Origin of the sequence: Streptosporangium lutulentum, assembly GCF_030811455.1 — a bacterium.
Lineage (GTDB): Bacteria > Actinomycetota > Actinomycetes > Streptosporangiales > Streptosporangiaceae > Streptosporangium > Streptosporangium lutulentum.
On the sequence record NZ_JAUSQU010000001.1, the window covers coordinates 2408107 to 2432315 of the forward strand.

A 24209-nucleotide genomic window follows, 5' to 3' on the forward strand; every position below is an offset into this window, starting at 1 on the left:
ACGGGGCGGGTAGCGTGCAGACCGTCGCGTGGGCGGGGCGCCGCCCCTACCGTCGCAGGGTATGCAGACCGTGGATGTACTGGTCGTGGGCGCGGGCCTGGCAGGACTGCGCACAGCCCGCCTGCTCGCGCGACGGGAACTGAACGTGATGGTGGTCGACCGCCGCAGGTCGCTGTCGAGGGGCATCCGCACGACGGGGATCTTCGTGCGGCGCACCCTCGATGACTTCGACGTACCGGATCACCTGCTCGGGCCTGGTGTGCGGGACGTGCTGCTGTATCCGCCGTCGCGGCGGGCGCCGATCCGGCTCACCAGTGACCGGGACGAGTACCGCGTGGCCGACATGGCGGCCGTCTACGAGCACGAGCGCCGCGCGGCGGAGTCAGCCGGGGCACGAGTCCGCCTGGGCGTACGGTATGTCGGCGCGTCGATGGGGTGTGTGCGGTTCGAGGGTGCGGAACCCGTGACGGCCCGGTTCGTCGTCGGCGCGGACGGCGCCCGCTCACAGGTGGCCCGTGATCTCGGCCTTGACGTCAACCGGCGCTTCCTGGTCGGTGCCGAGATCGTCCACCCGGTCGCGTCGAGCGCGACCGCCCCCGCGTTCCACTGCGTGCTGGATCCCCGGGTCGCTCCGGGGTACCTGGGGTGGGTCATCGACGACGGCCGGCACGCGCACGTCGGCGTCGCGGGCTATCCGGACGCGATGCGCACCGGCGTCCGCCACCTGCTGGACGCCTTCGCCGCGGACGCGCCCGGCCATGCGGCGCCGACCGGGCCCGTCGAGCGCCGAGGCGGCCCGATCCCGGTCGGCGGTGTGCTGCGACGGTTGGTGTGCCCCGCCGGACTGCTCGTCGGAGACGCGGCGGGCGCGGTGTCGCCACTGACGGCCGGTGGGCTGGATCCCTGCTTGCGCATGTCCGAACTGGCCGCGGCGGTCGCCGCCGAGTACCTGCGTACCGGAGACCGGCGCACATTGAGCCGGTACGACGGGGGCGCGTTGCGGACCCGGTTCCGAGGCCGGCTGTTGCTGCGCCGCGTGTTCGCCGGGATCCGATCCCCCGTCGCGGCGGAGGTGGCGGTGACCGCGCTCCGTGGTCGTGCCGGTCGTGCTGCGGCGGCGCGAATCCTGTTCGGCGACGGCTCGTTTCCCGACGTCGGCTCACGGCTCGCCGACCCGGCGACCGACGGCCCGGGCCGGTGACGACACCCCGCTTCGCCCGTGCTGAGTCGATCCTCACCCCGACGCGACGGGCTACGGTTGTCACCGTGACGATGCATGACCCGACCGCGGTGCCGCTCGATCCGTATGCGGCGTCGCTGGCACGAAAATGGATGGCCGCGGGGGCGTTGATCCGCGACGCGGTGGGCGCGGTGCTGCTGGTCGATCCGACCTACAAACCGCAGTGGGAGGTGCCCGGAGGGTCCGTCGACGCCGGTGAGTCTCCTCTGGCGGCGTGCCGGCGTGAGGTGGTCGAAGAGCTCGGCCTGGACCGGCCGGTGGGGCGCGTGCTGGCGGTCGATTGGATACCGTCCCGGCCCGGCTGGCCGGACGGGCTGATCCTCCTGTATGACGGCGGGGTGCTCACCGCCGCTGAGATCGCCGCTATCCGGCTTCCCGCCGACGAACTGGCCGCTTGGGCGTTCGTTGACCCGGACGAGGTGCCCGGCCGGGTGCCGGCGCCACTGGGCCGGCAGATCGCCGCCGGCCTGCGGGCCGAGGCCGACGGCACGGTGGCCTACCTGGAGGACGGTTATCTCGCGGGCTGACCGGACCGCACACGCCGAAGGCGTCGTCGGTTGCGCGGCGAGGCGGGGGGAAGTGGAACAATCCCGGTGTGTCTGAGGAACTGTCACGTTGGTATCGAGGCCGCATGGTGTTCGGCCCGTTCCCGCCGTTCGAGGCCGAGGAAGCCGAGATCCTTGAGCGGGAGATCGGGGCGTCCCTGCCTGCGGCCTACCGCAGGTTTCTCGAGGCCGCCGGCGGCTCTCACCTCGAGTACGCCATCGACATCCCGGCCGGTGAGCCGGACTCCGAGACCTTGGGCTTCAACGAGCTCTACCGGCTCGGCCGGGGGGAGGACGGTGACTACGGCTACGGGACGCTGCTGGGGGAGTACCGCGGCGGCTCCAGCGGGTGGCTCGCCGCCGAGGTCCCGCTCGACGGGCTGTTGCCCATCGCTCGCAACGGCGGCGGCGACACCCTGTTTCTCGACCTGAGCCCCGCTGCTCACGGCCACGTCCACGCGTTCGTCCACGGGCTCCCCGGCTGGGCCGGACCCCGCGGGCAGGGCCTTCTCACCAAGATCGCCGACTCCTTCGACGCCTACCTCGACAACCTGCTCATCGATCCTGACATGGCCGAGCTGACCTGGGGTGACGTGGCCGGCGACGACCCGGCCGCCCCCTGGAGACGCACGGTCGAGGCGTGGCTGGACACCGGTCTGCCCGGCTGGCGCGACGAACCGTGGGCCAACGACCGACCTCGGCTCCCCGGCTGAGTCGTGCGACGCCAGAGCCCCGGAAAGGCCGGCGACGAGACCCGCGCATCAGAGCGCCGCCGTCGCTATGACCAGCCGTAGACGGACCTGACGGCCGCCGCGACCTCGTTGACCAGCGCCGTGTTGTTGCCGTTGGCCAGGACGGCGTAACCCGCGCCCAGCTCCGGGTAGCCCTTGAACACCGACTTGAAACCGTAGTTGGAGCCGTCGTGGGTGTAGGAGAAGTCCCGGGTGCCGGAGCCTGCGACGAACAGCCCGCGCCCCATGCCGGGCTGCGGCCCCTCGGTGAGCAGCGTGCGCGCGGACGACCGGTCGAGCGGGCCGGCGATGTCCCCGGTGGCGGTCCAGGCCTGATTGAGGTACGACACCAGGCGGCACAGGTCCAGCACGGTCGTGTACAGGCCGGCGGCGGCCGACTCCGGATACCGGTTGCGCCCGCCCGGGATCACCGCTCCGGCGGTGGTGTGACCGGAGGCCAGCTCGAAGGCGGGAGAGAGCGCGTACGAACTGCTCGTCATCCCGAGCGGGGCGAGCACCTCCTGGCGCATGTAGTCGGTCAGCGGCCCGCCGGTCAGCTCCTCCACCATGCGCTGCAGCAGCACGAACCCGGCCCCCGAGTAGTGGTACTGCGCTCCCGGGTCGGTGGTCAGCTCGATCTTCGGGGAGTTGCCCTCGCCGTTCATGACCTGCAGCAGCGACGGCACGGTGGCGGACGGCCCGTACCCGGCGAAGCCGCCGCCGGAGGCGTCGAAGCCGGAGCAGGCCCCGGCGGGCGAGGTGGAGCCGCGCCCGATGACGCCGGCCCGGTGCGTCAGGAGCCGGTCGATGGTCGGCACCGCCGACGGCGAGACGCACGAACGGCTCGGCAGGGTCCAGCCGAGATGCGGGCGGACGTCGGCGGTAAGGGGGATCCCGCGCGTCCGCAGCAGGCGCAGCACGCCGATCGCGGTCACGGCCTTGCTGATGGAGGCCGCCTGGAACGCGGTCTCCGGATGCGCGGCGGCGGCGCCGCCCGCCTCCAGCCACCCGTATCCGGTGGACCAGGCGATCTTGTTGCCGACGACCACCGCGACCGCCACGCCTGGTGTCCTGTACGCGCTCATCCGCTGCCAGATGGTCGAGCCGCCGACCGCGTTCTCGAACTGCCGCACCCGGTCCGCGGGCAGTGCGGGCGCCTTGCCCCGGGAGCACAGCCCCCAGCCGCCGCCGGGCGCGAAGGCCAGGCCGTGGACCTGCCAGCCGCCGGCGGCCAGGAGGTTCAGCTGCGTGAAGCAGGCGTCGTCGATGCCGCGCACGTAGAACTCGTCCTGCGCGATCACGGCCCACCCGCCCTCCGGGGGAAAGGCGACGCGGGTCAGGCGGCGCCCGCCCTGGGTCAGGTTGCGCATCATCTGGTAACACTCGTCGTCGACGCCGCGGGCGTGGAAGCCGTTCGCGGCGGCGACCACCCAGCGGTCGCCCCCCGCGGGCGGGAAGGCCACGTCCACGACCTGCTGTCCGGCGTCGTAGTAGGCCTGGACGCGCTCCAGGCATGTCCCAGGCAGGCCGCGCGCCGACACGCCGCGATCCGTGGTGATCACCCAGCGGTCACCGCCCGCCGGAGGGAAGGCGATGGCGTTGATCTTCCGGCCGGCCTTGACCAGCGCTCCCAGCTCGGTGAAGCACGCGTCGGGGATGCCCCGGGCGAAGTAACGGCCGTCCTGCGTCACCATGACCCAGCCGCCGGACGGGGTGAAGGCGAGCACCGTGATGCCGTACGGCGCCAGCTCGGCCAGCTTCGCGTGCGCCTCGGCGGACAGGCCCCGATCGGCGGACGGATAGGCCGCCGCCTGCGCGGGCGGCGCGGCGGCGGCCACCAGACCGGCGGTGCCGGTCAGCGTGAGAAAACGTCTCCGGTCCACGGGGCTCCTCGATCGTGACGACGAAACAGGGCGAATCTTTGCAGAGGTGGCAATCAATGACCAACTGCGGGTCTGACCGCTTTCCGTGATCGGCATCCGTACGGCCAGGCCAGGGACGTGTATCACCGCGGAGAACCGTGCACCCACGTCCTACGGGCCAGGCGTGTGTCCGCGGCGTATCCGCGAAGACACGAGCCGGGCGCGTTCGCCGTGGCGTCCGATGAGCGGCCGCCGGTGATCGAGGACGTCTCCGTCCCTGTCACGCCGGAGCGGGTTCCGGTTTGTCGTTTCCCAGCGGTCCCAGCGGGCCGAAGCGCCATTCGCCTTCGCCGAGCAGTTCGAGTTCGTGAGTGTGGTGCTGCTCGACCGTCGAGCGGTGGCTGACGCTGACGACGATGGTGCCGGGCAGCTCCGACCGCATCAGTCGATAGAGGGCGAACTCCAGGTTCTCGTCCAACGCCGAGGTCGACTCGTCGAGGAACACCACCTTCGGCTTCGTCAGCAGAATCCGTGCGAACGCGATCCGCTGCTGCTCGCCCGGGGAAAGCACCTTGGCCCAGTCCTGTGCCTCGTCGAGCCGGTCCACGAGGTGCGGCAGCGCGACCTTGTGCAGTGTGGCGCGTATGGTCTCGTCATCGACGGTGCCTTCCTCGCCGGGATAGGTGACGACAGTGCGCAGGTCGCCCAGCGGTACGTAGGGAAGCTGAGACAGGAACATCGTCTCGTTGGGTCCGCCCGGTCGGATCAGCGTGCCGGTGGTGAACGGCCACAACTCGGCGAGGCTGCGCAGCAGCGTGGTCTTGCCGATGCCGGACGGCCCGGTGACGACCAGCGTGTCACCCACGTCGAGCCGCATGTCGAGCGGCTTGATCAGCTGCTGTCCGTCGGGGGTGCGGACCTCGACGGCCTTGAGCTGAACCGTCCCGTCGACGCAGGGCAGCGTCGTCACCTCCGGCAGCGCCCTGGCCTCTTCGTTGGCGACGACCAGACCGTGAAGCCGGATGATCGCCGCCCGGTACCCGGCGAAGGCGTCGTAGGCGTTCCGGAAGAACGAGAGGCCGTTCTGGATCCCGTTGAACGCCGATGCCGACTGGGTGAGATCGCCGAGGCGGATCTCGGCGGCGAACAGCCGCGGCGCCTGCAGGAGATAGGGCAGGGGCACGATGCTCTGGCTGATCGAGTAGTTCCAGGCGTTGAAGCCGATGCTCCTGTTCAGGTACCGCTTGTAGTTGGCGACGACGGGGGCGAACAGGTGCCGCAGCCCCGAGCGCTCCGCGAGCTCGCCGCGGTAGAACGCGACCGCCTCCGACGCGTCGCGCAGGCGCACCAGGGCGTAACGGAACGCCGCGTTGAACTTCTCGTTCCGGAAGGCCAGCCAGATGATCGGCTTGCCGATCCAGAACGCGATGGCGGAGGCGATGAGGACGTAGACCAGCCCGATCCAGAACATCGCCCTGGGGATCTCCGCCCCGAACACGGAAAGCGTTCCCGAGAGGTTCCACAGGATCGCCGTGAACGACACGATCGAGGTGACCGCGGAGATCGCGCCGAACAACAGCGTGCTGGACGTCCCCCCGTTGCTCGGAAGGTTGGGCAGAGGTCCGTATCCGGCGGTGACCACGTCGACGTCGGACTGGATGCGCTGGTCCGGGTTGTCGATGGTGTCGTCGATGAACCGCGACCGGTAGTAGGCCTTACCGTCGAGCCAGTCGCCGGTCAGCCTGTCGGTGAGCCAGGCGCGCCAGGCCAGCACGAACCGCTGGAGCAGGAACAGATCAAGCAGCAGCCGGGCGATGTGTATCGCCGCCAGGATGCAGAAGATCCACAGGGACATCCAGAAGCCGTGTTCGCCGGAGTCCTTCACCGGGGTGTTGCCGACGGCGATGCCCTGAACCGCGACCTGGAGGCTGGACAGCATGTCGTTGCCCTGGTAGCTGAACAGCACGTCCAGCCGGACGCCGGCGACCACCGACAACAGCAGGGCGCCGAGCCAGAGCCAGACCTTGACGCTTCCCGGACCGGTGAAGTACGCGCCGGTGATGCGCCAGAACTGCCTGCCCCATGTCGTGAGGAGGCCGAGCAGCACGAGGACCACCACGGTGCACACCGCGGCGATCGCCCAGGCTTCGGCGATCCACACCAGCGATGTCCAGACCTCGGAGCTCCAGTCGAGCGTCGGGGTGAACAACTCCATTCCGGAAACGTATAGGCACAGATTGCGACGAGAGCCCTGGAGAGCTCAACTCGCGGGAGGGAGTCGTTCGCGTCGCCGTTCTCCGATATCCGCCGGCCGCGGACGGATCAGCCGGCTTGTCAGAGGCCGGCGAGCCACTCGACGACGGTGGCGACGAAGGTGGCCGGGTCGTGGCCGTGCATCGAGTGCGGCATGTCCGGGAACTCGCGGTAGGTGAACGAGTTGCCGGTGCCCTCGACGAGCCGGCGGACGTGGCGGACCTGCTCGTCGGAGCTCGCGCCGATCAGGTTCCCGGTGTCCGGGTCGACGTGGTGGAAATGGTGGGTGAACAGCACCGGCACCTTGACCTGCCGCAGCATCGCCTCGTGGTCACAGGTGAGGGCGACCCGGCCGGAGACGAAGGCGTCGCCCCACTCGGGGTCGTACTCGCGCAGGTTCTGCCGCGGACCCGCGGGCGGCAGCCCCCCGGGCACCGACTGTACCGCCGCGGGCAGCCACTCCGGGACCTCGCGGGCCATGGCGGCCTGCAGACCGGCCTCGTCGCCGATCGACCACTGCGGGCCGAGCCACCGGTGCCGGAGCCGGAAGATATGGCCGACGGGGCCCTGACGGATGGACGGGCCGATCGCGGGGGTGGTCTCCGAGGCGAACAGCGGCGGGTCCTCGTAGACCGCGGCGCGGATCTGGCCGGGGGCGGCGTACGCGGACAGCCAGGCGGCGAGCACCCCACCGGACGACAGCCCGCTGACCACCACCGGCCGGCCGATCACGCGGTCGATGAACCGGACCAGGTCGCCGCCGAAGACGTCCAGGCTGTAGCGGCCCGGGGTCCACGTGGACCGGCCCTGCCCGCGCAGGTCGACCGCATAGACCTGGTAGGTCTCGGCAAGCAGGCGCATGGCCTCCTCGTAGCCCCACCACGACTCGGTCTGGCCGGGGATCAGCAGGATCGCGGGGTTCGCGGGATCCCCGGCCACGGCGTAGTTCATCCGGACCTCGCCGAGGTCCACGATGTGCTCGGGGAAGGCGTGCGCCTCGAAGATCTCGGGGTGGTCGTTGTACTCGATGTAGGTCACGGGGAACCCTTCGTCGCGGAGAGCAGCCGGGGAACAGGACGGAGGCCGGCGCTTCGGGCCCGAGGCGGGCCCGCTGCGGTTGGGGTGCTCGCCGCGGTTCGGCGGCGCGACGCGTGACCACGGGCGCGGGGGTGACAGGCTTCGGCGTATCGGTCCGTGATGGAGCGCGCGTGTACGTCCAGCCAGCCGGTCCTGGTTGGTTGTGACACCATCACAAAACTGAGGAAATCATCAACAGCGGGCTCAGTCAACTATGGTGACGCCTATGAGTGCGTCCAGACCGGAACGCCGCAAGGCACAGACCCGCCGCAAGCTCGTCGACGCGGCGCGCGCGATGCTGGCCGACGGCACGGCGCAGCGAGCGAGCATCCAGGACATCACCGAGGCCGCCGACGTGGGGTTCGGCTCGTTCTACAACCACTTCACCAGCAAGGACGACCTGTTCGTCGCGGCGGTCGCCGACGTGCTGGAGGAGGTCGGCGCGCTGTTGGAGCGGCTCAGCCGCGAGCTGGCCGACCCCGCCGCCGGGTTCGCGCAGTCGGTCCGGCTGGCCGTCCGGATGACCCGGACGCGCCCGCAGGTCGCCCACATCCTCGTGCGCCACGGACTGTCCTACCTGGACGGCCGGCACGGGCTGACCCCGCGCATCCTGCCGGACATCACCCGGGCCGTGGCGGCCGGCCGGTTCACGGTGGACAACCCCCGGCTGGCGTTCGCCACCACCGTCGGCTCGGTGCTGGGCACACTGCAGCTGACGCTCGTGGATCCCGACTTCGCCGCCCAGCCGGTGGACGAGCAGCTCGCCGAGCAGCTGCTGCGCATGTTCGGCGTCGCCGCGGGCGAGGCGCGCGAGCTGGCGACCGGGCCGCTGCCCGACCTGCCCTGACCCGCCCGGCTCGCCGCGAGTGGCGTCGCGCCGCCACGGTGCCCCCGTGTGCCGAGCGGCTCGCTCGGCACACGTGATGCCCGCGTACGGCGGGGCCCGTCTTCTCGGCATCCGGCCGGCGGAGGCTCTCCTGCGGGGGGCTCGCCGACGTCCGCCTCCACGAAGGCAGACGTGAACTCACGGCCGAAGGTGGAGATCCGCGCTCCCGCCCGCCGCCGGCCCGGACGACGGTCAGGCCAGAACCTCCAGGTAGTGGGGGTTGTACATCACACCCAGGATGTTGCCCCACGGGTCGATGACCGAGGCCGTGATGAAGCCCTCACCGCGATCGTGCGGCGAGTCGTGCGGCTTCGCCCCCATGGCCACGAGTCGGTCGACCGTCGCGGGGACGTCGTCCACGTGCCAGAACGCAATGGCGCCCGCGGGTTGGCCGATCGTGCCGGGATCCGCCGTCATGGCCAGCTCGGTTCCGGCGTACGCGCTGTTGACGATGCCGAATTCGTGCTGGTAGTCGCCGATGCGCCACTCCATGTAAGCCGGGGTGTCCATGTAGGGCGGGATCCCGAACAGCTCGGTGTACCAGCGCTTGGTCGCCTCGAAATCGGGAGAGTAGTAGGAGACGGTCGTGAGTCCTCGCAACATCGCCTGGTTCCTTTCTCGCAGGGTTATGTGACCATCCTCGTCGTCAAAGTGCGCATCTACTGAGCACTTTCGAACGAAACACCGGGCGTGACGCACAAGTGGAGCTTCATGTTCGATGGCCTGCGGACTTTCCCCAGGTCATAGCGGGGGGGGCGAGCTGCCGGGTGGGCGTGCGGGGCGCGGTTTCCCGGGTCGGGGCGCGTGCGCCGGGCATCGCGTTACCGGGCGGATGCCGTGAAACCCTCGACGGACCCGGGGGCGACCGGCCGGGTGGAGCGGGTTCCCGTTCCGCGGCCCGTCGCCGCCGCCTCGCCGGCGGCGCCGCTGTCGTCCGGCTAGGACCAGGTGGGCTCTCCGAGGCGTGTCGTCGTCGACAGCACCTGGCAGCCCATGCGGTGGACGGCGTCGAACAGTGTGGCGCGAGCCCGCGCTTCGTCTTCGGCCGGGAAGGCGACCAGGATCTGGTGACCGTAGGCCGTCTCGTAGGTCAGCGACCAGCCGAGGTCCGTGGCGGCGAAATGGTCTTGCCGGTAGTCGTCCCCGTCGTCGTTCATGCCCCGGTCGGCCGTGGGCGCGAGCGCGTCACGGAGGATCCGCAGCCGCTCAAGGTAAGGCAGCTCGCCGTCGGACAGCTCGATGCGGACGTGTTCGCGCTCGCGAAACGGCTCGAACCACGGCGACGCCGCGACCTCGTCGGGCAATATCGTCGTGGTGATCCGTCCACTCAACCAGCCGTGGAGGAACTCCACCGCGCCGACGTCCTGCGCGTCGTAGTAGACGTTGCGCGGGTTCCAGACCACGACCTTCCAGCTGTCCGGCTCTCCGTCGGTCAGCCAGCAGAGCGAGTCACCGTTGTCGGTGCCGGCCCACTCCAGCAGCCCGCCGGGTTCCGGATAGAACGGGTACGGGCATTCGTCGGGATACTGCTCGCGGTAGGACCGCTCTCTGTCCAGCAGCCGTTGTGCGTGCTGGACCAGCAGGTCGCGGGCACCGAACGGGGTCAACGGCGTGATGAAGTCAAGAAACTGGCCGAGCCCGTATCGTTCGATGAGGGCCTTGAAGTCGGTGGGCAGCCCAAGCCCGAGAGTGGTCTCGACCGCGCTCCAGTCGCCGTGCGCGTCGACCGGTTCCACGGGCGGCGGCACAAAGCGGATCAAGTCATCAATCGCTGTCATGGTTCGTAAGCGTAGTGGCTGATGATCAAGCTTCTCTTCCCGCCGACCAACGATCCGACCGTGAGGTCCGTCCACGGGGGGCGAGGATCGGATCCGCCTCTTTCCGTGCGGGGACCGGCCGCGGCGTCGGATCGACACCCATGCCCGGCGCCACGTCCTGCCCTGCCGGTGGGAGGCGCTCTCAGGCCGGCTGATAGGTGCTGTTGGCCGCTGTCCGCCGGATGACGAACCCCATCGCCGAGTAGAGCCGGAGGGCGTTCTCGTTCTCCGTGACAAGGTGAAGGAACGGCCGCTCACCCCGCTCCACGATGCCGTCGATCAGCCGCTCCGTGAGCGCACGGGCCAGCCCCCGGCCGCGATGGTCCGGGTCGGTGCAGACGGCGCTGACCTCGGTCCATCCCCCGGGTCGCATTCTCTCGCCGGCCATCGCGATCAGCTTTCCCTTGTCGCGCACGCCCAAGTAGGTGCCGAGCAGGGGGGTGCGCCTCTCGAACGGGCCGGGCCGGGCGGTCCTGGCGAGCTCGATCATGTCGTCCGTGGCCGACGGTCCGAGCGTCTCGATCGCGAAAGCCGGATCTTCGCGCGGCACCCTCGCCATCAGCGCGTCGGTGGCGACCATCTGGTAGAGGGGAAGGTGCCGTACCAGCGTCCACGACGACGGCGCCGAATCGGGCGCGTCCATGATCAGCACCGGATCCCCGTCGGCGAGGCGCCCCAGCTGCTCCCACTCCGCCGGCGTCGCGTCCGCGGGCAGCGCCATGAAGGGGGAGACGTCCGCCGGATAGCGAGCCGCACGGCCGTCGGTGAGCGCCAGGGCACGATGCGCCCCCGTCAGCGAGTGCCAGATCGGATTGTCCAGCACGGAGGCGGCCGCGACCTCGATGAGATTTGTCATGGTTGTGACCGTAGCCATTACGGCTATAACTATCAAGCGCAGATCGTTGACCTGTTGCTACCGAACGACGTTTGCGCCCATCTGGTGATTTGCTAGTCTGAGCATCCGGCCCAGGGGGCGGCGAGGAGACAACAGGGGGACCCGGATGCCGGCAGCGGGCACGTCACGTTCCCCGGCCCCGCCGGCGGCAGACCTCGTTCTGGCGTTCGCGAACACGCACGCCGGCGGTCGCGGCGAACAGCTCAAGGACCGCGACGCGCTGCGCGACTGGCTGAAGGCCGCCGGATACCCGGACGAGGCCGCGACCGACGCGGACGCCGCGGCGGCGCGGGAGTTCCGGGACGCCCTGCAGCTGCTGATGCTGGCGCACTCCGGAGAGGAGGCCGCGTCGCGGGAGCACGTCGCGCGCGCCGAAGCCCACCTCTCCCGCGTCGCGGACGGTGCGCCCCTGTGCGTCGTCGTCACCGCGACGGGGACCACGCTGGTGCCCGTCCGGCACGGTGTGTGGGGTGCGTTCGGCGCCGTGCTCGCCGGAGTCGCGGAACTGGACCGCGCCGGGATGTGGCGGCGCGTCAAAGCGTGCCGCAACGAGATCTGCCACGAAGGGTTCTTCGACCGCTCCCGGAACGCCTCGGCCGTGTACCACGGGCCCGGATGCGCGTCGATGGTCTCCATGCGCGCCTACCGGCAGCGCAAGAAGGACGCGCTGTGACGCCGGGCTCGACGAGACGGCGCCGGCGACGGTGAGGCGCCGGGCCGAGTACGGCGTTCCGCATGGCGAGGTGCGGGTTCCGGTCGCGGGGAGATCAGTATAGGTTAGCCTCACCTAAACAAGGAGTTCGCGGTGGTTGATGCGTTTCGCGCGTTTGATGTTCAGGTCAGGAGCCTGCAGCGGCTGAGTCCCTCGTTCATACGGGTGACCTTCACCGGCAATGACCTGGACCTCTTCGCGGACAACGGATTCGACCAGCGCATCAAGCTCGTCCTGCCGCTGCCGGGGCACGGCGTGAAGAACTTTCCCCGTGACGGCGACTGGTTCACCCAGTGGTACGCGCAGCCCGAGCCCAACCCGCTGCGCACCTACACCGTGCGCGCGGTCCGGCCGGACGTTCGCGAGGTCGACATCGACGTCGTGATCCACGAGGGCGGCGACGGACCCGCCTCCCGCTGGATCGGCGCGGCCTCGCCGGGTAGCGAGGCCGCGCTGCTGGGACCCGACGCCCGCTACGAAGACGTCCACGGCGGTCTGGAGTTCCGGCCGCCCGCCGACTGCGGCACGGTTCTGCTCGCCGGTGACGAGACCGCGGTTCCCGCCATCCTCACCATCCTGGAGAGGCTGCCGGCGCGGTTCGCCGGGGAGGCGCTGCTGGAGGTTCCGCACGAGGCCGACGTCCTGCCGGTCGCCACGCCCAGCGGGGTGAAGGTGAGCTGGCTGCCCAGGGAGCACGGTGAGTGGGGCAGCCGCCTGGTACCCGCCGTCGAGGCGGCCGCGGCCCGGCTGATCCCCTCCGGTACGGCAGCCGCCGAGCTGGAGGACGTGGACGTCGACACCGGCGAGTTGTGGGAGGTGCCCGCCGAGACGCCGGCCTCAGGCCCGGTCTACGCCTGGCTCGCGGGTGAGGCGTCGGTGATCAAGAAGCTCCGCCGCCACCTGGTGAGCGAGCGGGGCATGGACCGCCGCGCGGTGGCCTTCATGGGCTACTGGCGGATGGGCCGTGCCGAGACGACGGAGTAGTCCACGTCCGATGATCGGCTCTTACGTATACTGACGGGCATGGCATGCCGCATCAGTGAGCTGGTCATCGACACCGCCGACCCCGACCGGCTCGCCGCGTTCTGGAGCGAGGTCCTCGGCTACGTCGAACTCGGCCGGGAGGACGACGGAAGCATCGAGATCGGGCCGCCCGGCACCGGCTTCGGCGGCCCGCAGCCCACTCTCATCCTCAGCCCCAGCAGCGCCCCGCGGACCGGGAAGCTCCGGCTGCACATCGACGTCAACGCCACCGACCGCGACCAGGACGCCGAGCTGGAGCGACTGCTCGCTCTCGGCGCCAGGCCCGTCGACGTCGGCCAGACCGGCACCGAGAACTGGCACGTCCTGGCCGACCCGGAAGGCAATGAATTCTGCCTCCTGCACACCCGGCTCCAGCCCCTCTGACCATGTGCGTCCTGGCGCCGAGCCGCCCGGCCGTCGGAGTGAGGCCGGGGGGTGCTCGTCGGGGTCAGCGTCCGAGCTCGCGCTTGAGTTTCGCCTTGTTCGTCGACGGGCGACCGCGGATGTCGCGGCGGCGGGCCTCCGCGCGGAGCCGGTCGTAGGCGAGGGGAAACCACCGCGAGAACATGACATCGACCGGCGTAGCCGATCACAAGGTCAGTTCCTCCGAGCGGCAGGATCACGTCCGGCCGGCCGGCGCGCGAGCATCGTCCCGGCGGCGAAGGCGCTGAGCACGCAGCCGATCTGCGCAAGGGCGATGGAGATGGGCCGGGAGGGGAGTTTCCCGAGGTCGCCCAGCGCCGCCACGGGCAGCGACAGCAGCAGTGCCGCGCGCCGTCCCACCACGGACCCTGCCGCGTATCCCGCTGCCGCCGCGATGACGTCACCGGGTTCATCGGCCGTTGCGCATGAGCGTCTTGGGAAGCGCCGGACTTGCGTCGGTCCAGCCGGACGCTGTCAGCGCGGTCCACGCGGTGGGTTCGGCCGTGCAATCAGGAGATCGTCGTTCTTGAACGGCCAGAAGCCCGCCCGACGCTCCGTCGATGATGAGCTGTCTTTCACAGCCCGACAGCTCTATCCCCGTCCCGACGCGTCCCAGAGGGTCCTTGACCGTCCCGATGTTCTTCACGCTCGAAAGGCCCGCCAGCGTGCGGTAGAGCGCGGCCCGTACGTGGGGAGTCGTCGGAAGCTGGGAGAGCAGGCCGGCGGCCTGCGTGAACAGAGACTCCTCGGTGACCCGGTAACCACCTCGCCGGGTCCACTCCTGAAGGACCTCCTTGAGCTTCGCCGGATCGGCCGGCAGATCCATGACCTCTTCCGTGGTGACATGAACGGCTCCGACCTGAGGATAGGAAACGTCCGGATGAAGCTTGTCGTCGAGTCGCGTGGCGAACGGCGGTGCCGGCAACGCCGCACCGCCCACAATCGGAGCGCCGCCGGCCCCCTCGCAGCCACCGAACCTGTACGCGCCCTGTTGGCGCCAGGTCTCCTCGTCGGCCTTGGTGAGCGGCTTGCCTGACTGGGCGGTGACCACGAGCCAGCTGGGATCCCGCTCCGATCTCGCCATCCAGACTTCGTGGGTGCACGTCACCCGGAAGTTGACGATCTTGGGAGTCGGGCCGCCGACGGGCCCTTGTCCCCATCCTCCTACCGCCATGCTCTGGCCGGTGGTGTGCCAGTAGCGGCCGGTCGCCGGGTTCGCGGTCTCGATCCGCTCCGCAGCGGCGAGGAGTACGGTACGGGCGGACAGGGGGGCAGGTGTGGCGAGCTCGGTGTCCGTGCTCCGCACGAGTACGACGGTCGCGACCGCGACCGCCGTCGCGACGGCGGTGAACCGAAGGGCGGTCGACAGGCCTCGTCTCGGGCGCGACGGCCGGTGAGTGGGCTCTGCCGGTGCCTCGGTGGCGGCCATGATCAGCATGTCGTCGGCGGAGACGCGTGATCCGCGATCCAGCGAAGCCGGGCGGGCCATGGCAAGCAGGTGCGTCGCGTCGGGCTCGCGGCTCATCGGACTTTTCCCCCTGGGACGGTCACGGGCTTTTGGGATGTGATGGTGCCGGTGGCTTCGATCGCCGATCGCAGTCGGTGGCGCGCTCGATGCAGCCGGACGTAGAAGGCGGCCTTGGTGCAGCCGAACACCTCGGCCGCTTCGGCGGCCGACAGGCCGTGCCAGGTGGTCAGGGTCAGGATCTCTTTGTCGTCCTCGGACAAGGTGGCCAGCGCGCGGAGTACGGCGACTCGCTCGGTGGCGTGTTCGCCCGCGTCGGTGACGGCCTCTTCCATCCACGTTCTCAGTTCGGCCTCCAGGGATTCACGCCGGGCGGCCTGCCGGAAGTTGTCGCGCAGGATGTTGCGAGCGACGCGGAAGAGCCACGGCAACTGCGCGTGGTCGGGGATGTCGTCGAGACGCCGCCAGGCGACCAGGAAGGTCTCGCTGACCACTTCCTCCGCGAGTTGATGCCCGGCGCGGCTTGTCGCGTAGCCGTACACCCGCGCTTGGTAGGTGTCGTAGAGCGCGGTGAAGCGCTCGTGTGGGTTGGGCAAGCCGGTTCCTTCGGTCGCGGGGAAGTCGTTCACGAAGCATGTGGTCCGAAAGAAGGCTTTCTTACATCCCGATTCCGTCTCGCCCCGTCCCGGGGCTCAGCGCGTCGCGTTGCGCGGGACTCAGGCGGTCCGGCCTCGGGGTGACGGCGTACCCGCCGCACCCGAGCCGCTCCACGGCGAGCGGGTCGGAGAGGATCGGACGACGGCCGATCGCGTCCAGGGCGCCGACCGCCCGCTGGACGGGCCAGTCCAGTGCCGTGGCGAGGTCGTCCACGGTGAGTGGCCGAGCGGCGTACACCAGCGCGGCCAGCACCGTCAGCGCGTCGTGCACGACGGCGTCGGTGAGGCCGCTGTCGTTCATCTGCTCGCTGATCCAGGTGAAGAACCCGGCCCTGGTCCTCGATCTGTCCAGGTACGAAGGCTCCTACGGGCGCCTCGGCACCCGCTACGAAGTGGCTGCCGAACGCGGGAAGCTCCATCTCACATTCACCCTGGACCCCATGGAGGCGCGACTCCTCGACAAACCGGAACGGCTCGACTACGAACTTCTCCCGATCAGCGAGACCCACTTCCTGATGCCGTCGGACGATCCGCTCGAAGACCCTCAGACCATCGCGATCTACGACTTCAAGAACGGCGCAGCACGGTATCTCCACACCAATTGCCGAGCACATCCGAGAGTTGATGAGGAGGATGCCACGGTGCACGTCATGGCTGTTTCCACGATCGCCGACAACGACGGTTTCTGGGATTCCCTGAGGAAGGCCTACGGCCGGCTTCCCAGGGGCGCCAGGTGGACGCTGGCGGTGGCGAGCACCGACGGGACCAGGGCGGTGAACGTCATCGTTCACGACTCGGTCGACGGCGTCAGGAGCTTCTTCGAGGATCACGTCGGCGCCTTCGCCACGACGGAGTACTTCGAGGCCGACGCGGCCAACGCGGTCGGCTTCCCGGCGAAGTAGCCGCCCCTTCGGCGGGCCGACCGATTCTGCTCGCGCCGGCGATGACACCCGGCGGCAGCACGCCGCGGCACCGGGGCGTCCCATGTCAGCGGGCGGCGCACCTGGGTCGGTGAGTTCGCCACGTGAGTCGTGTCCGGCTCCGTCAGAGTGACCTGTTCGCCTTGACGTACTCGGTTCCCAGGACATTCAGAAGAGCCAGGGCTTCGGCGCCGGGGGATCCTGCCGGTGCGCTGTAGAGAACGAGGCGCTGGTCGCGGTCGGTGAGCATGAGCGAGTCGCAGTCGACGGTGATCTCCCCGACGACCGGGTGACGGAACGTCTTCGTGAGCGTCGGCGCGGCGCGCACGTCGTGCCGCTCCCAGAGCCGGGCGAAGTCGGGGCCGGCGTCGCGGAGCTCGTCGACGAGTTCGGTCACCGCGGGGTCAGACGGGTACCGGGCGAGGGTGGACCGGAGCTCCATGACGAGGTGGTGCCGGAACTCCGTGGCGTCGGAGATGCCGTACAGCGTCGCATCGGCGCGCGCCGATGTGAGGAACGCCCGGCGCGCGAGATTGCGGTCCTTGGGGGCGAGCTCGGCGAAGTCCTCCATGAGCGCGGCCGCGAGGTCGTTCCAGGCGAGCACCTCGAACGTGGCCGACGTGACGAAAGCGGCCGTCTGCGGCAGCCGCTCGATGAGCGCGAGGATGCTCGGGCGGACGTCGCGCCGATGCAGCCCGGTACGGCTCGGCGCCGTGCCCGCGAGGACGTGGAGGTGATCGGACTCGGCGTCCGTGAGCCGTAGTGCGCCGGCGATCCCGGCGAGGACCTCGCCCGACGGGCGCGGCGCCCTGCCCTGCTCGAGCCGGACGTAGTACTCCGTGGAGATGTGCGCGAGGACCGCCACCTCCTCACGGCGAAGACCCGGTGTCCGGCGTCGCGGGCCCGAGGGAAGGCCGGCGTCCTGCGGCCGGAGCCGCTCGCGACGGCTGCGGAGAAACGCCCCGAGTTCCTGTTTGTCCATATCCCAAGTGTGCACGCTGCGCGGCGATGGATCCTGGTACCGCCTGTGCCTGTATCCGGCCTGGTGGCCGAGCTGACACTGTCGTCATGACGAACAACATCAAGATCGCACCCATCGGCCTGCTCACCGGCAAGGTGGTGTTCATCACCGGCGCCAGCCGCGGCATCGGGGCGGCCGCGGCCCGGCTCTTCGCCTGCGAGGGCGCCGCCGTCGTGCTCGCCGCCCGCAATACCGGCGCCCTGCAGCAGGTTGTCACCGAGATCCGCGCCGACGGCGGCGTCGCCGACGCCGTCACCCTGGACCTCGCCGACCGTGCGGGCATCCGCGCGGCCCTCGACCGCGTCGAGGAGCTGCACGGACGGCTTGACGGCGCGTTCAACAACGGCGCGGTGATCCAGCGGCCCGGCCCGCTCGACACCACGAGCGACGAGGACGTCGAGGAGCAGTTCGCGGTGAACTTCCGGGCGCACTGGACCGCCATGACCGCTGAGGCCGCACTCATGCGACGCAACGGTGGCGGGGCGATCGTCAACACCTCGAGCATCGGCAGCCGCCGCGCGAACCCCGCCCTGCCCGCGTACGGCGCCATGAAGCGTGCGCTCAACAGCATCACCGAGACCGCCGCGGTGAGCTGGGCCCGTGATGGCATCCGGGTCAACGGCATCACCCCCGGCGGCACCGCCACGGAGATGATCGACGCGTGGGAGGCGGCGACCCCCGGCATCGTCGAGCGCATCAACGCGAGCACCCCGCTCGGACGGATGGCCGAGCCCCACGAGGTCGCCGAGGTGGCGGCGTGGCTGCTCAGCGACCGGGCATCGATGGTGACCGGTGCGATCGTGCCGGTGGATGGCGGTGCGGGCGCCTGAAAGGGGGAACCCGGGCACGCCGTCGCGTAACCCCGTCAATCGTCGAGAGGGCCGACGAGATCGGTACGCAGCGGCTCCACCCCCGCGCCGGGCCTGTGACACCCTGGGGCGCGGAGATCTCCTACAGTGGGTGCTCGTGCTTTACGGAAGATCCACGGAAATCAGCGCACTCGACGAGGTGATCGCGCGGGCTCGCGACGGCTCCGGCGGTGCGGTGGTGTTGCGGGGCGAGGCGGGTGCGGGCAAGACCGCTCTGCTCGACGCGGCGGCCGTGCGAGGCGGCACGATGCGCGTGCTGCGCACCACCGGCGTCGAGCCCGAGTCCGACCTCGCGTTCGCGGCGCTGCACCAGGTGCTGTGGTCGGTGACCGGCTCGCTCGACGCGCTCCCCGAACCGCAGCGCGACGCTGTGCGCGCGGCCCTGGGACTCGCCTCGGGCGGTGCCGGCGATCGGTACCTGCTGGCCGCCGGTGTGCTCTCGCTGCTGGCCGAGGCCGCCGCGCCGGACGGGCTGATCTGCGTGGTCGACGACTTCCAGTGGGTCGACCGGGCCTCGGCCGACGCACTGCTGTTCGCCGCCAGGCGGCTGGGGACAGAAAAGATCGCGATGCTGTTCGCCGTACGCGGGGACGCTCCGGTCAAGGGTGTGCCGCTGACGGTGGACGTGCGTGGCCTGCCCGGAGCCGCAGCGGCCGAGATGCTGGAGTCCCGCCACGGTGTGGCGCCCGGGGTGGCACGGGAACTCATCACGCTGACCCGCGCGAACCCGCTCGCCCTGGGCGAGATCGCCGCCCGCCTGACGCCCGCGCAGCTCGCCGGACGCGAACCGCTGCCCGACCCGCTTCCCGGTGGTGCCCGGCTGTTCGGCGATCGGGTGGCCGCGTTGTCCGCCTCCGCCCGGCTGCTCGCCCTGGCCGCCGCCGTGGAGGCCGACCTCGACCCGGTCCTGCGCGCCACCGGCCGGTTGTCCGCCGAGCGAACGGCACGGCCCGGGGACGAGATCGGGGCCCGGACCGCGCGAACGGCGCTGGCCGAGCTGGAGGAGTCCGGGCTGGCCGACCTCTCGGGCACGCGCGTGCGCTTCCGTCATCCGCTCATCCGGTCGGCGGTGCACGAGGCGGTCACCCCCGCCGACGTCCGCCGGATGCGGGCCGTACTGGCGGAGGTGACCGAGGGCGACAGCCGCGCCTGGCACCTGGCCGGAGCCGCCATGGGCCAGGACGAACTGGTGGCCGCCGAGCTGGTGGCCGCCGCGGAGCGGGCGCGCGACCGCGGTGGGTACGGCACCGCCGCCACCGCCCTGGCCAGGGCCGCCGAGCTGACCCCCGAGCCGCGCGCCCGTGCCGCCCGCCTGAAGGACGCCGCCGTCGCGGCCTGGCTCGGTGGCCGCCCGGGACAGGCGGAGTCGCTGCTGGCCGAGGCCCGCGACCAGGCCGGCGCGGACGCCGGCCTCGCCATGGAGATCGCCCGGCTCCGGGGCCGGTTCGAGCTGAACTCCGGCGACGCCGCCGAGGCCGTGCGGATCCTGGCGGCGGGCGACAGCCTGGACATGCTGGCCGACGCCGCGGAGGCCGCCTCCTACGTCGGCGACACGGTGGCCATCGTCGAGCTCGGGCGGAGGGCGGCGGCGCACCCCGAGGGATTCCTGCGGGACACGGTGGCCGGGATCGGCTTGGCGCTGGACGGCGACACTGCCGGGCCGGGCCTGCTGCGGCGGGCGCTGGCGCGGGTCGGCGAGCTGGGGGAGGCGGCGGAGTACCTGTGGGCGGCGGCCGCGGCCAGCCAGCTGGGTGAGGCGGACCTGGCGGCCGAGATGGCCGACCGGGCCGGACGGGTGGCCAGGGTGTCGGGGATGACCGGGCAGCTGCCCGTCGTGCTGGAGTTCGTGGCGACCGCCGAGCGCATCGCCGGGCGGCTGGCGGGCAGCCAGGCCGTCTCCGAGGAGGGCCTGGAGCTGGCCCGCGAGGCCGGGTACGAGAACACGGTGGCCGCGCATCTGGCCAACCTGGCGGTGCTGGCGGCGCTGCGCGGCGAGGAGGACGCCTGCGAACGGCAGGCCCGCGAGGCGCTGGCCATCGCCGTACCGCATCGGGTGGGGTTGCGGGTGGGGGTGGCCGCGTACGCGCCGGCGCTGCTCGACCTGTGCCTGGGCCGCTACGCGGCGGCGTACGACCGTTTCACGGCCATCGCCGCGGCGGGACCGGGCGCCGGGCATCCCACCGTGGTGTGGCGGACCGGGCCGGATCGCGTCGAGGCCGCCGTGGGCGCGGGCGACGAGGCGGGCGCGCGGGAGGCGCTGGAGGCGTACGAGCGATGGTCGGCGCACGCCGCGACGCCCGAGTCGCACGCGCTGCTGGCCCGCTGCCGGGGCCTGGCCACCTCGTCAGAGGACGCCTTCGGTGAGGCGCTGCGGCTGCACACCAACCCGTTCGAGGCGGCCAGGACGGCCCTGCTGCTGGGTGAACGCCTGCGCCGCGCGCAGCGGCCGGGCGAGGCGCGGGCGCACCTGCGGACGGCGTGGGAGACGTTCGAACGGGCGGGCGCGCGACCGTGGGCGAGGCGCGCGCAGGACGAGTTGCGGGCGGCGGGCGAGAGCGGGCAGGCACCGCCCGCGGCCGTGCTCGACGCGCTGACCCCGCAGGAGTTGCGCATCGCGGGCCTGGTCGCCGACGGCTTGTCGAGCAAGCAGATCGCCGCTCAGCTCTTCCTGAGCCCGCGCACGGTCGAGTACCACCTGTACAAGATCTATCCGAAGCTGGGCATCGGCTCCCGTACGGATCTGGCGCGACTGGTAGTTCTACAGAAGGCGCCCGTAGCCGGAAACGCCATGCTTTGAGGCATGCAAAACGTGACCATCTGGAGTGAAGAGTTCGGCGCCGATACGGACGCGCCGATCCTGTTGATTATGGGGTCGATGTCGCAGGGCGTCCTGTGGCCGGACGAGTTCGTCGGCCGCCTGGTCGCCGGAGGCCGCCGGGTGATCCGGTACGACCACCGTGACACCGGCATGTCGGGCACCGTCGACTTCGCGGCGGAGCCGTACACGTGGGACGACATCAAGAACGACGTCTACCGCGTGATGGACGCCCACGGATTGGAGAGCGCGCACCTGGTCGGCCATTCAGCGGGCGGGCTGCTCGGCCAGTTCGTCGCCGTGGAGCGGCCGGAGCGGGTGCGCTCGCTGACCGTCATCGGCTCCTCGCCGCTGGGCGGCGGTGAGGGGCAAGTGATCATGCGGGCCCTGATGGGGCAACCGCAGCCCGAGGGGAGCCTGCCCGAGCCGGCGCCGGAGTTCGTGGCCTTCTACCGCGCGCTGATGGCCGCCCCGCAGCCGGAGGAGCGGCGCGCCCGGATCGACGGCATGATCGCCGAGCAGCGCCTGCTGCACGGCACCGGGCTGCCGTTCGACGAGGACGCGGCGCGCCGGCTGCAGGAACGGATCTACGACAGGGCCCGAGACCTGTCGGCGGTGACCAACCACCGGCTGGCCGCCATGGCCAAGCCGGACTTCGAGCCGGTGGGCGTGCTGCACCAGGTGAAGGCGCCCACTCTGGTCATCGAGGGCAGCCACGAGCCGGTCAAGCCCGGCCACAGCGCGATCATCGCCGAACAGATCCCGGGGGCGCGGCTGATGATCGTGGCGGGCATGGGCCACACGCTGCCGCCGGAGGTGCACGAGGAACTGGCCGCCGCCGTCCACGCGCATACGGCCGGGTGACGTTCGCCTGGGCGGCGTCATCCACATCGAGCCGGCCCGCCGCCTCGCCTCGGAGGTGGACGGTGCGCCGGTCAACCCAGCTTTTTCAACCTGACGGCCCGCTTGAGGAAGACGATGCCGTCGATCATGTCGAGCTGAGCCGGGTCCAGCGGGAAATAGGTGAAATCGTGGGAGGTACGCGGCGCGGGCTTCGTGACGGCCTCGGCCAGGCGGCGGGCGTCGATGAGAGAGTGGTCCCACGGGAGCGTGGACAGGAGGCCCTCGACGGTGTCCGGGGACGGAATGTCGTCGCCGACCGTGCCGAAGGCCGAGGCCAGGAAGGCGTACCGGTCGCCCAGGTGCGCTCCGGCGATCGCCCCCGCGCTCCACCACTCCAGCGTCTGGTCGCCGAACGACATGAGGCTCTTGTTCCGCTGCAGGTGGAGGTTGCTGGAGAAAACCAGGGCCGGGCCGTGCTCGGCGACGGCGCGCAGGTTGGCGGCCATCATCGCGTCCCGCAGGGCCGACAGCCGGGTCCACCGTTCCGGGGAGGCGTCGGCCATCCAGTGGTGGTAGCGGAGCAGGCCGACGGCGGTGCGTCCGTACAGCTCCGCCCTCTCCCTGTCCTCCGCGCTCAGCCGCGGCGTCTGCGTGTCGAGCAGCGCCACCAGGTCGTCGGTGAGCAGCCGCAGCCGCTGGGCGTCGGCGGACCGGCCGATCGACAGGGACGGGTCCATGGCCGTGGCCTCGTTCGACCACCGGTCGTCCGGGCCCAGCAGTTCGTCGAGGGTTTCCATCGTGCAGGGGAGCGGGCCGTCGAGGAGGGAGTGGAGGGCGGTGAGCGCCTGGCGCGGGCTCTCGGCCCAATACTCCAGCGGGCCGTCGAAGCCGAAGAACCGGAGCTTTTCCTCATGCTCCTCGTTGTACGCCCGCATCCAGCGCACGAGCTCGCGGTTGGCCGCCGGCGCGCCGAAGTCGTGGCTGAAGCCGCGTTCCATGACGTCGTCGAGCGTGCCCGCGCCCGTCGTGATGTGGTCGTCCACCACGAGGCCCCTGAGACAGTCGCTCTCGATGGCGAAGGACCGGTAGCCCTCGTGCTCGACCAGGTGCCGGAAGATCTCGTTGCGCACCTCGCCCAGCTCGCCCACGAAGTGCCTGGCCTCGCCCAGGCCGAGCAGCAGGGGCTTGGCGGGAAGCGACCGGAGGAATGCCGAGACGCCCGTGCCATCAAGCGGCCGGGCCGTGTCCTTGATTTCCATGCCCTCAACGGTATCGTTGAACCGACGGTGTAAACTTTCCGGCGAAAAACCCGCTCTCATCGCGACGGAGCTTCAATCGGTGATGCATCCATGAGACCAGTGGACCTGGCGCGTGAGCACGGCCTGTCCACCCAGGCGGTCAGGAACTACGAGGACGCGGGCATCCTGCCCGCCGCCGAACGCACCGTCCACGGCTATCGCACCTACACGTCGCTGCACGCGCAGGCCCTGCGCGCGTTCCTCGCCCTCCTGCCCGGGCACGGTCACCAGACGGCGACGTCGATCATGCAGGCGGTCAACCGGGGTGCCACCGAGGACGCGCTGCGGCTCATCGACGAGAGCCACGGCCAGCTCCTCGACGACCGCCGCACCCTCCACGCCGTCGAGGCCGCGCTCCGCGATCTGGCGCCCGTGCCGCAGGAACACGGCGACACGTTCATCGGTCCCCTGGCCAGGAGGCTCGGCATCCGCCCCGCCACCCTGCGCAAATGGGAGAACGCCGGGCTGGTCCGGCCGCGCCGCGACCCGCAGACGGGCTACCGGATCTACAGCGTGGCCGACGTACGGGACGTCCGGCTGGCCCACCAGCTCAGGCGGGGCGGCTACCTGCTGGAGCAGATCGCCCCGCTGATCGCCCAGGTCCGCTCCGCCGGAGGCGTCGCCCCGCTGGAGTCGACCCTGCGCGACTGGTACGCCCGCCTGTCCGCCCGGGGCCGCGCCATGCTCAAGGGCGCCGGCGACCTGGACGCGTATCTCCGCGCCCGCGAACCCTGAGCCGGCAAGCGGGCGGCCGAGCAGGGGCAGGTCTGGGATCTGAGCACGATCTCGCCGCTGGGCCTTTCGCGGGGCACGGCCTTGGGGCCGACAGATGCGGCGGTGGACTCTCCTACGGTGGGA

The 24209-nt window shown here is 71.0% G+C and carries 24 protein-coding genes; 12 read left to right on the top strand and 12 right to left on the bottom strand.

Annotation, left to right across the window (positions count from 1 at the left end; genetic code table 11):
- Nucleotides 1-61: 61 nt before the first annotated feature.
- The 3 genes from J2853_RS10275 (at nt 62) to J2853_RS10285 (ending at nt 2498) form a co-directional block, all read left to right on the top strand.
- Nucleotides 62-1201, top strand: a complete 1140-nt coding sequence (locus tag J2853_RS10275) for an NAD(P)/FAD-dependent oxidoreductase (RefSeq protein WP_307556765.1) — start codon at nt 62-64, stop codon at nt 1199-1201.
- A gap of 71 nt (nt 1202-1272) precedes the next feature.
- The gene (locus J2853_RS10280; protein ID WP_307568640.1) at nt 1273-1767 is read left to right on the top strand and encodes an NUDIX domain-containing protein; all 495 of its coding nucleotides are present in this window, start codon (nt 1273-1275) and stop codon (nt 1765-1767) included.
- Between the two features lie 68 nt (nt 1768-1835).
- The gene (locus tag J2853_RS10285) at nt 1836-2498 is read left to right on the top strand and encodes an SMI1/KNR4 family protein (RefSeq protein ID WP_307556766.1); all 663 of its coding nucleotides are present in this window, start codon (nt 1836-1838) and stop codon (nt 2496-2498) included.
- A 65-nt stretch (nt 2499-2563) separates the two neighbouring features.
- On the opposite strand, the gene J2853_RS10290 is transcribed toward J2853_RS10285, so the two are convergent.
- The 3 genes from J2853_RS10290 to J2853_RS10300 all read right to left on the bottom strand — a co-directional run bounded on the left by J2853_RS10290 (nt 2564) and on the right by J2853_RS10300 (nt 7669).
- Entirely contained in the window at nt 2564-4399 is a 1836-nt protein-coding gene (locus tag J2853_RS10290; RefSeq protein WP_307556767.1) for a serine hydrolase domain-containing protein, read from the bottom strand.
- A gap of 259 nt (nt 4400-4658) precedes the next feature.
- Nucleotides 4659-6593, bottom strand: a complete 1935-nt coding sequence (locus J2853_RS10295; RefSeq protein WP_307556768.1) for an ABC transporter ATP-binding protein/permease — start codon at nt 6591-6593, stop codon at nt 4659-4661.
- 119 nt (nt 6594-6712) lie between these two features.
- The gene (locus J2853_RS10300; RefSeq protein WP_307556769.1) at nt 6713-7669 is read right to left on the bottom strand and encodes an alpha/beta fold hydrolase; all 957 of its coding nucleotides are present in this window, start codon (nt 7667-7669) and stop codon (nt 6713-6715) included.
- 265 nt (nt 7670-7934) lie between these two features.
- Between J2853_RS10300 and J2853_RS10305 the strand changes: the two genes are divergently transcribed.
- Nucleotides 7935-8555: a TetR/AcrR family transcriptional regulator gene (locus J2853_RS10305; RefSeq protein ID WP_307556770.1), complete on the top strand. Its 621-nt coding sequence runs from the start codon at nt 7935-7937 to the stop codon at nt 8553-8555.
- Nucleotides 8556-8786: 231 nt separating this feature from the next.
- On the opposite strand, the gene J2853_RS10310 is transcribed toward J2853_RS10305, so the two are convergent.
- The 3 genes from J2853_RS10310 to J2853_RS10320 form a co-directional block, all read right to left on the bottom strand.
- On the bottom strand, nt 8787-9197 hold the full coding sequence (locus J2853_RS10310) for a VOC family protein (RefSeq protein WP_307556771.1): 411 nt from the start codon (nt 9195-9197) through the stop codon (nt 8787-8789).
- Between the two features lie 335 nt (nt 9198-9532).
- Nucleotides 9533-10372 carry an SMI1/KNR4 family protein gene (locus J2853_RS10315; protein WP_307556772.1) on the bottom strand — a complete coding sequence of 280 codons (840 nt, stop codon included), beginning with the start codon at nt 10370-10372 and terminating at the stop codon, nt 9533-9535.
- A gap of 181 nt (nt 10373-10553) precedes the next feature.
- Nucleotides 10554-11267 (bottom strand): GNAT family N-acetyltransferase, encoded by a 714-nt coding sequence (locus J2853_RS10320; RefSeq protein ID WP_307556773.1) that lies wholly within the window; start codon nt 11265-11267, stop codon nt 10554-10556.
- A gap of 145 nt (nt 11268-11412) precedes the next feature.
- Between J2853_RS10320 and J2853_RS10325 the strand changes: the two genes are divergently transcribed.
- The 3 genes from J2853_RS10325 to J2853_RS10335 all read left to right on the top strand — a co-directional run bounded on the left by J2853_RS10325 (nt 11413) and on the right by J2853_RS10335 (nt 13425).
- Nucleotides 11413-11979: an ABATE domain-containing protein gene (locus tag J2853_RS10325; protein WP_307556774.1), complete on the top strand. Its 567-nt coding sequence runs from the start codon at nt 11413-11415 to the stop codon at nt 11977-11979.
- 132 nt (nt 11980-12111) lie between these two features.
- Nucleotides 12112-13002, top strand: a complete 891-nt coding sequence (locus tag J2853_RS10330) for a siderophore-interacting protein (RefSeq protein ID WP_307556775.1) — start codon at nt 12112-12114, stop codon at nt 13000-13002.
- A 39-nt stretch (nt 13003-13041) separates the two neighbouring features.
- A complete protein-coding gene (locus tag J2853_RS10335) occupies nt 13042-13425 on the top strand; it encodes a VOC family protein (protein ID WP_307556776.1) in 384 nt (127 codons plus the stop codon).
- Between the two features lie 213 nt (nt 13426-13638).
- On the opposite strand, the gene J2853_RS10340 is transcribed toward J2853_RS10335, so the two are convergent.
- The 4 genes from J2853_RS10340 to J2853_RS10355 all read right to left on the bottom strand — a co-directional run bounded on the left by J2853_RS10340 (nt 13639) and on the right by J2853_RS10355 (nt 15886).
- Nucleotides 13639-13824 (bottom strand): hypothetical protein, encoded by a 186-nt coding sequence (locus tag J2853_RS10340; protein WP_307556777.1) that lies wholly within the window; start codon nt 13822-13824, stop codon nt 13639-13641.
- Between the two features lie 49 nt (nt 13825-13873).
- Nucleotides 13874-14989 carry a CU044_5270 family protein gene (locus tag J2853_RS10345; RefSeq protein ID WP_307556778.1) on the bottom strand — a complete coding sequence of 372 codons (1116 nt, stop codon included), beginning with the start codon at nt 14987-14989 and terminating at the stop codon, nt 13874-13876.
- A complete protein-coding gene (locus tag J2853_RS10350) occupies nt 14986-15525 on the bottom strand; it encodes an RNA polymerase sigma factor (RefSeq protein ID WP_307556779.1) in 540 nt (179 codons plus the stop codon). Before J2853_RS10350 ends, J2853_RS10345 begins: the two co-directional genes overlap by 4 nt.
- A 61-nt stretch (nt 15526-15586) precedes the next feature.
- Nucleotides 15587-15886 carry a hypothetical protein gene (locus J2853_RS10355; protein ID WP_307556780.1) on the bottom strand — a complete coding sequence of 100 codons (300 nt, stop codon included), beginning with the start codon at nt 15884-15886 and terminating at the stop codon, nt 15587-15589.
- Between J2853_RS10355 and J2853_RS10360 the strand changes: the two genes are divergently transcribed.
- The gene (locus J2853_RS10360) at nt 15867-16487 is read left to right on the top strand and encodes a hypothetical protein (protein ID WP_307556781.1); all 621 of its coding nucleotides are present in this window, start codon (nt 15867-15869) and stop codon (nt 16485-16487) included. The two genes, J2853_RS10355 and J2853_RS10360, sit on opposite strands and share 20 nt — an antisense overlap.
- Before the next feature lie 142 nt (nt 16488-16629).
- Here J2853_RS10360 and J2853_RS10365 read toward each other — a convergent pair whose 3' ends face one another.
- Nucleotides 16630-17487 (bottom strand): helix-turn-helix transcriptional regulator, encoded by an 858-nt coding sequence (locus tag J2853_RS10365; protein ID WP_307556782.1) that lies wholly within the window; start codon nt 17485-17487, stop codon nt 16630-16632.
- Nucleotides 17488-17573: 86 nt separating this feature from the next.
- Here J2853_RS10365 and J2853_RS10370 point away from each other — a divergent pair, with 86 nt between their 5' ends.
- From J2853_RS10370 to J2853_RS10380, 3 genes are all read left to right on the top strand, one after another.
- Nucleotides 17574-18356: an SDR family NAD(P)-dependent oxidoreductase gene (locus J2853_RS10370; RefSeq protein ID WP_307556783.1), complete on the top strand. Its 783-nt coding sequence runs from the start codon at nt 17574-17576 to the stop codon at nt 18354-18356.
- A 136-nt stretch (nt 18357-18492) separates the two neighbouring features.
- The gene (locus J2853_RS10375; protein ID WP_307556784.1) at nt 18493-21192 is read left to right on the top strand and encodes a helix-turn-helix transcriptional regulator; all 2700 of its coding nucleotides are present in this window, start codon (nt 18493-18495) and stop codon (nt 21190-21192) included.
- Between the two features lie 3 nt (nt 21193-21195).
- Nucleotides 21196-22074 carry an alpha/beta fold hydrolase gene (locus tag J2853_RS10380; RefSeq protein WP_307556785.1) on the top strand — a complete coding sequence of 293 codons (879 nt, stop codon included), beginning with the start codon at nt 21196-21198 and terminating at the stop codon, nt 22072-22074.
- Between the two features lie 71 nt (nt 22075-22145).
- Here J2853_RS10380 and J2853_RS10385 read toward each other — a convergent pair whose 3' ends face one another.
- A complete protein-coding gene (locus J2853_RS10385) occupies nt 22146-23312 on the bottom strand; it encodes an erythromycin esterase family protein (protein WP_307556786.1) in 1167 nt (388 codons plus the stop codon).
- A gap of 90 nt (nt 23313-23402) precedes the next feature.
- Between J2853_RS10385 and J2853_RS10390 the strand changes: the two genes are divergently transcribed.
- Nucleotides 23403-24086, top strand: a complete 684-nt coding sequence (locus J2853_RS10390; protein ID WP_307556787.1) for a TioE family transcriptional regulator — start codon at nt 23403-23405, stop codon at nt 24084-24086.
- Nucleotides 24087-24209: the final 123 nt, after the last annotated feature.

What these genes read in the sequence shown, in the direction of transcription:
- J2853_RS10275 (WP_307556765.1), top strand. Translation starts at nt 62, where the DNA reads ATGCAGACCGTGGATGTACTGGTCGTGGGCGCGGGCCTGGCAGGACTG.
- J2853_RS10280 (WP_307568640.1), top strand. Translation starts at nt 1,273, where the DNA reads ATGCATGACCCGACCGCGGTGCCGCTCGATCCGTATGCGGCGTCGCTG.
- J2853_RS10295 (WP_307556768.1), bottom strand. Translation starts at nt 6,593, where the DNA reads ATGGAGTTGTTCACCCCGACGCTCGACTGGAGCTCCGAGGTCTGGACA.
- J2853_RS10305 (WP_307556770.1), top strand. Translation starts at nt 7,935, where the DNA reads ATGAGTGCGTCCAGACCGGAACGCCGCAAGGCACAGACCCGCCGCAAG.
- J2853_RS10310 (WP_307556771.1), bottom strand. Translation starts at nt 9,197, where the DNA reads ATGTTGCGAGGACTCACGACCGTCTCCTACTACTCTCCCGATTTCGAG.
- J2853_RS10315 (WP_307556772.1), bottom strand. Translation starts at nt 10,372, where the DNA reads ATGACAGCGATTGATGACTTGATCCGCTTTGTGCCGCCGCCCGTGGAA.
- J2853_RS10320 (WP_307556773.1), bottom strand. Translation starts at nt 11,267, where the DNA reads ATGACAAATCTCATCGAGGTCGCGGCCGCCTCCGTGCTGGACAATCCG.
- J2853_RS10325 (WP_307556774.1), top strand. Translation starts at nt 11,413, where the DNA reads ATGCCGGCAGCGGGCACGTCACGTTCCCCGGCCCCGCCGGCGGCAGAC.
- J2853_RS10335 (WP_307556776.1), top strand. Translation starts at nt 13,042, where the DNA reads ATGGCATGCCGCATCAGTGAGCTGGTCATCGACACCGCCGACCCCGAC.
- J2853_RS10345 (WP_307556778.1), bottom strand. Translation starts at nt 14,989, where the DNA reads ATGAGCCGCGAGCCCGACGCGACGCACCTGCTTGCCATGGCCCGCCCG.
- J2853_RS10355 (WP_307556780.1), bottom strand. Translation starts at nt 15,886, where the DNA reads ATGAACGACAGCGGCCTCACCGACGCCGTCGTGCACGACGCGCTGACG.
- J2853_RS10365 (WP_307556782.1), bottom strand. Translation starts at nt 17,487, where the DNA reads ATGGACAAACAGGAACTCGGGGCGTTTCTCCGCAGCCGTCGCGAGCGG.
- J2853_RS10370 (WP_307556783.1), top strand. Translation starts at nt 17,574, where the DNA reads ATGACGAACAACATCAAGATCGCACCCATCGGCCTGCTCACCGGCAAG.
- J2853_RS10380 (WP_307556785.1), top strand. Translation starts at nt 21,196, where the DNA reads ATGCAAAACGTGACCATCTGGAGTGAAGAGTTCGGCGCCGATACGGAC.
- J2853_RS10385 (WP_307556786.1), bottom strand. Translation starts at nt 23,312, where the DNA reads ATGGAAATCAAGGACACGGCCCGGCCGCTTGATGGCACGGGCGTCTCG.
- J2853_RS10390 (WP_307556787.1), top strand. Translation starts at nt 23,403, where the DNA reads ATGAGACCAGTGGACCTGGCGCGTGAGCACGGCCTGTCCACCCAGGCG.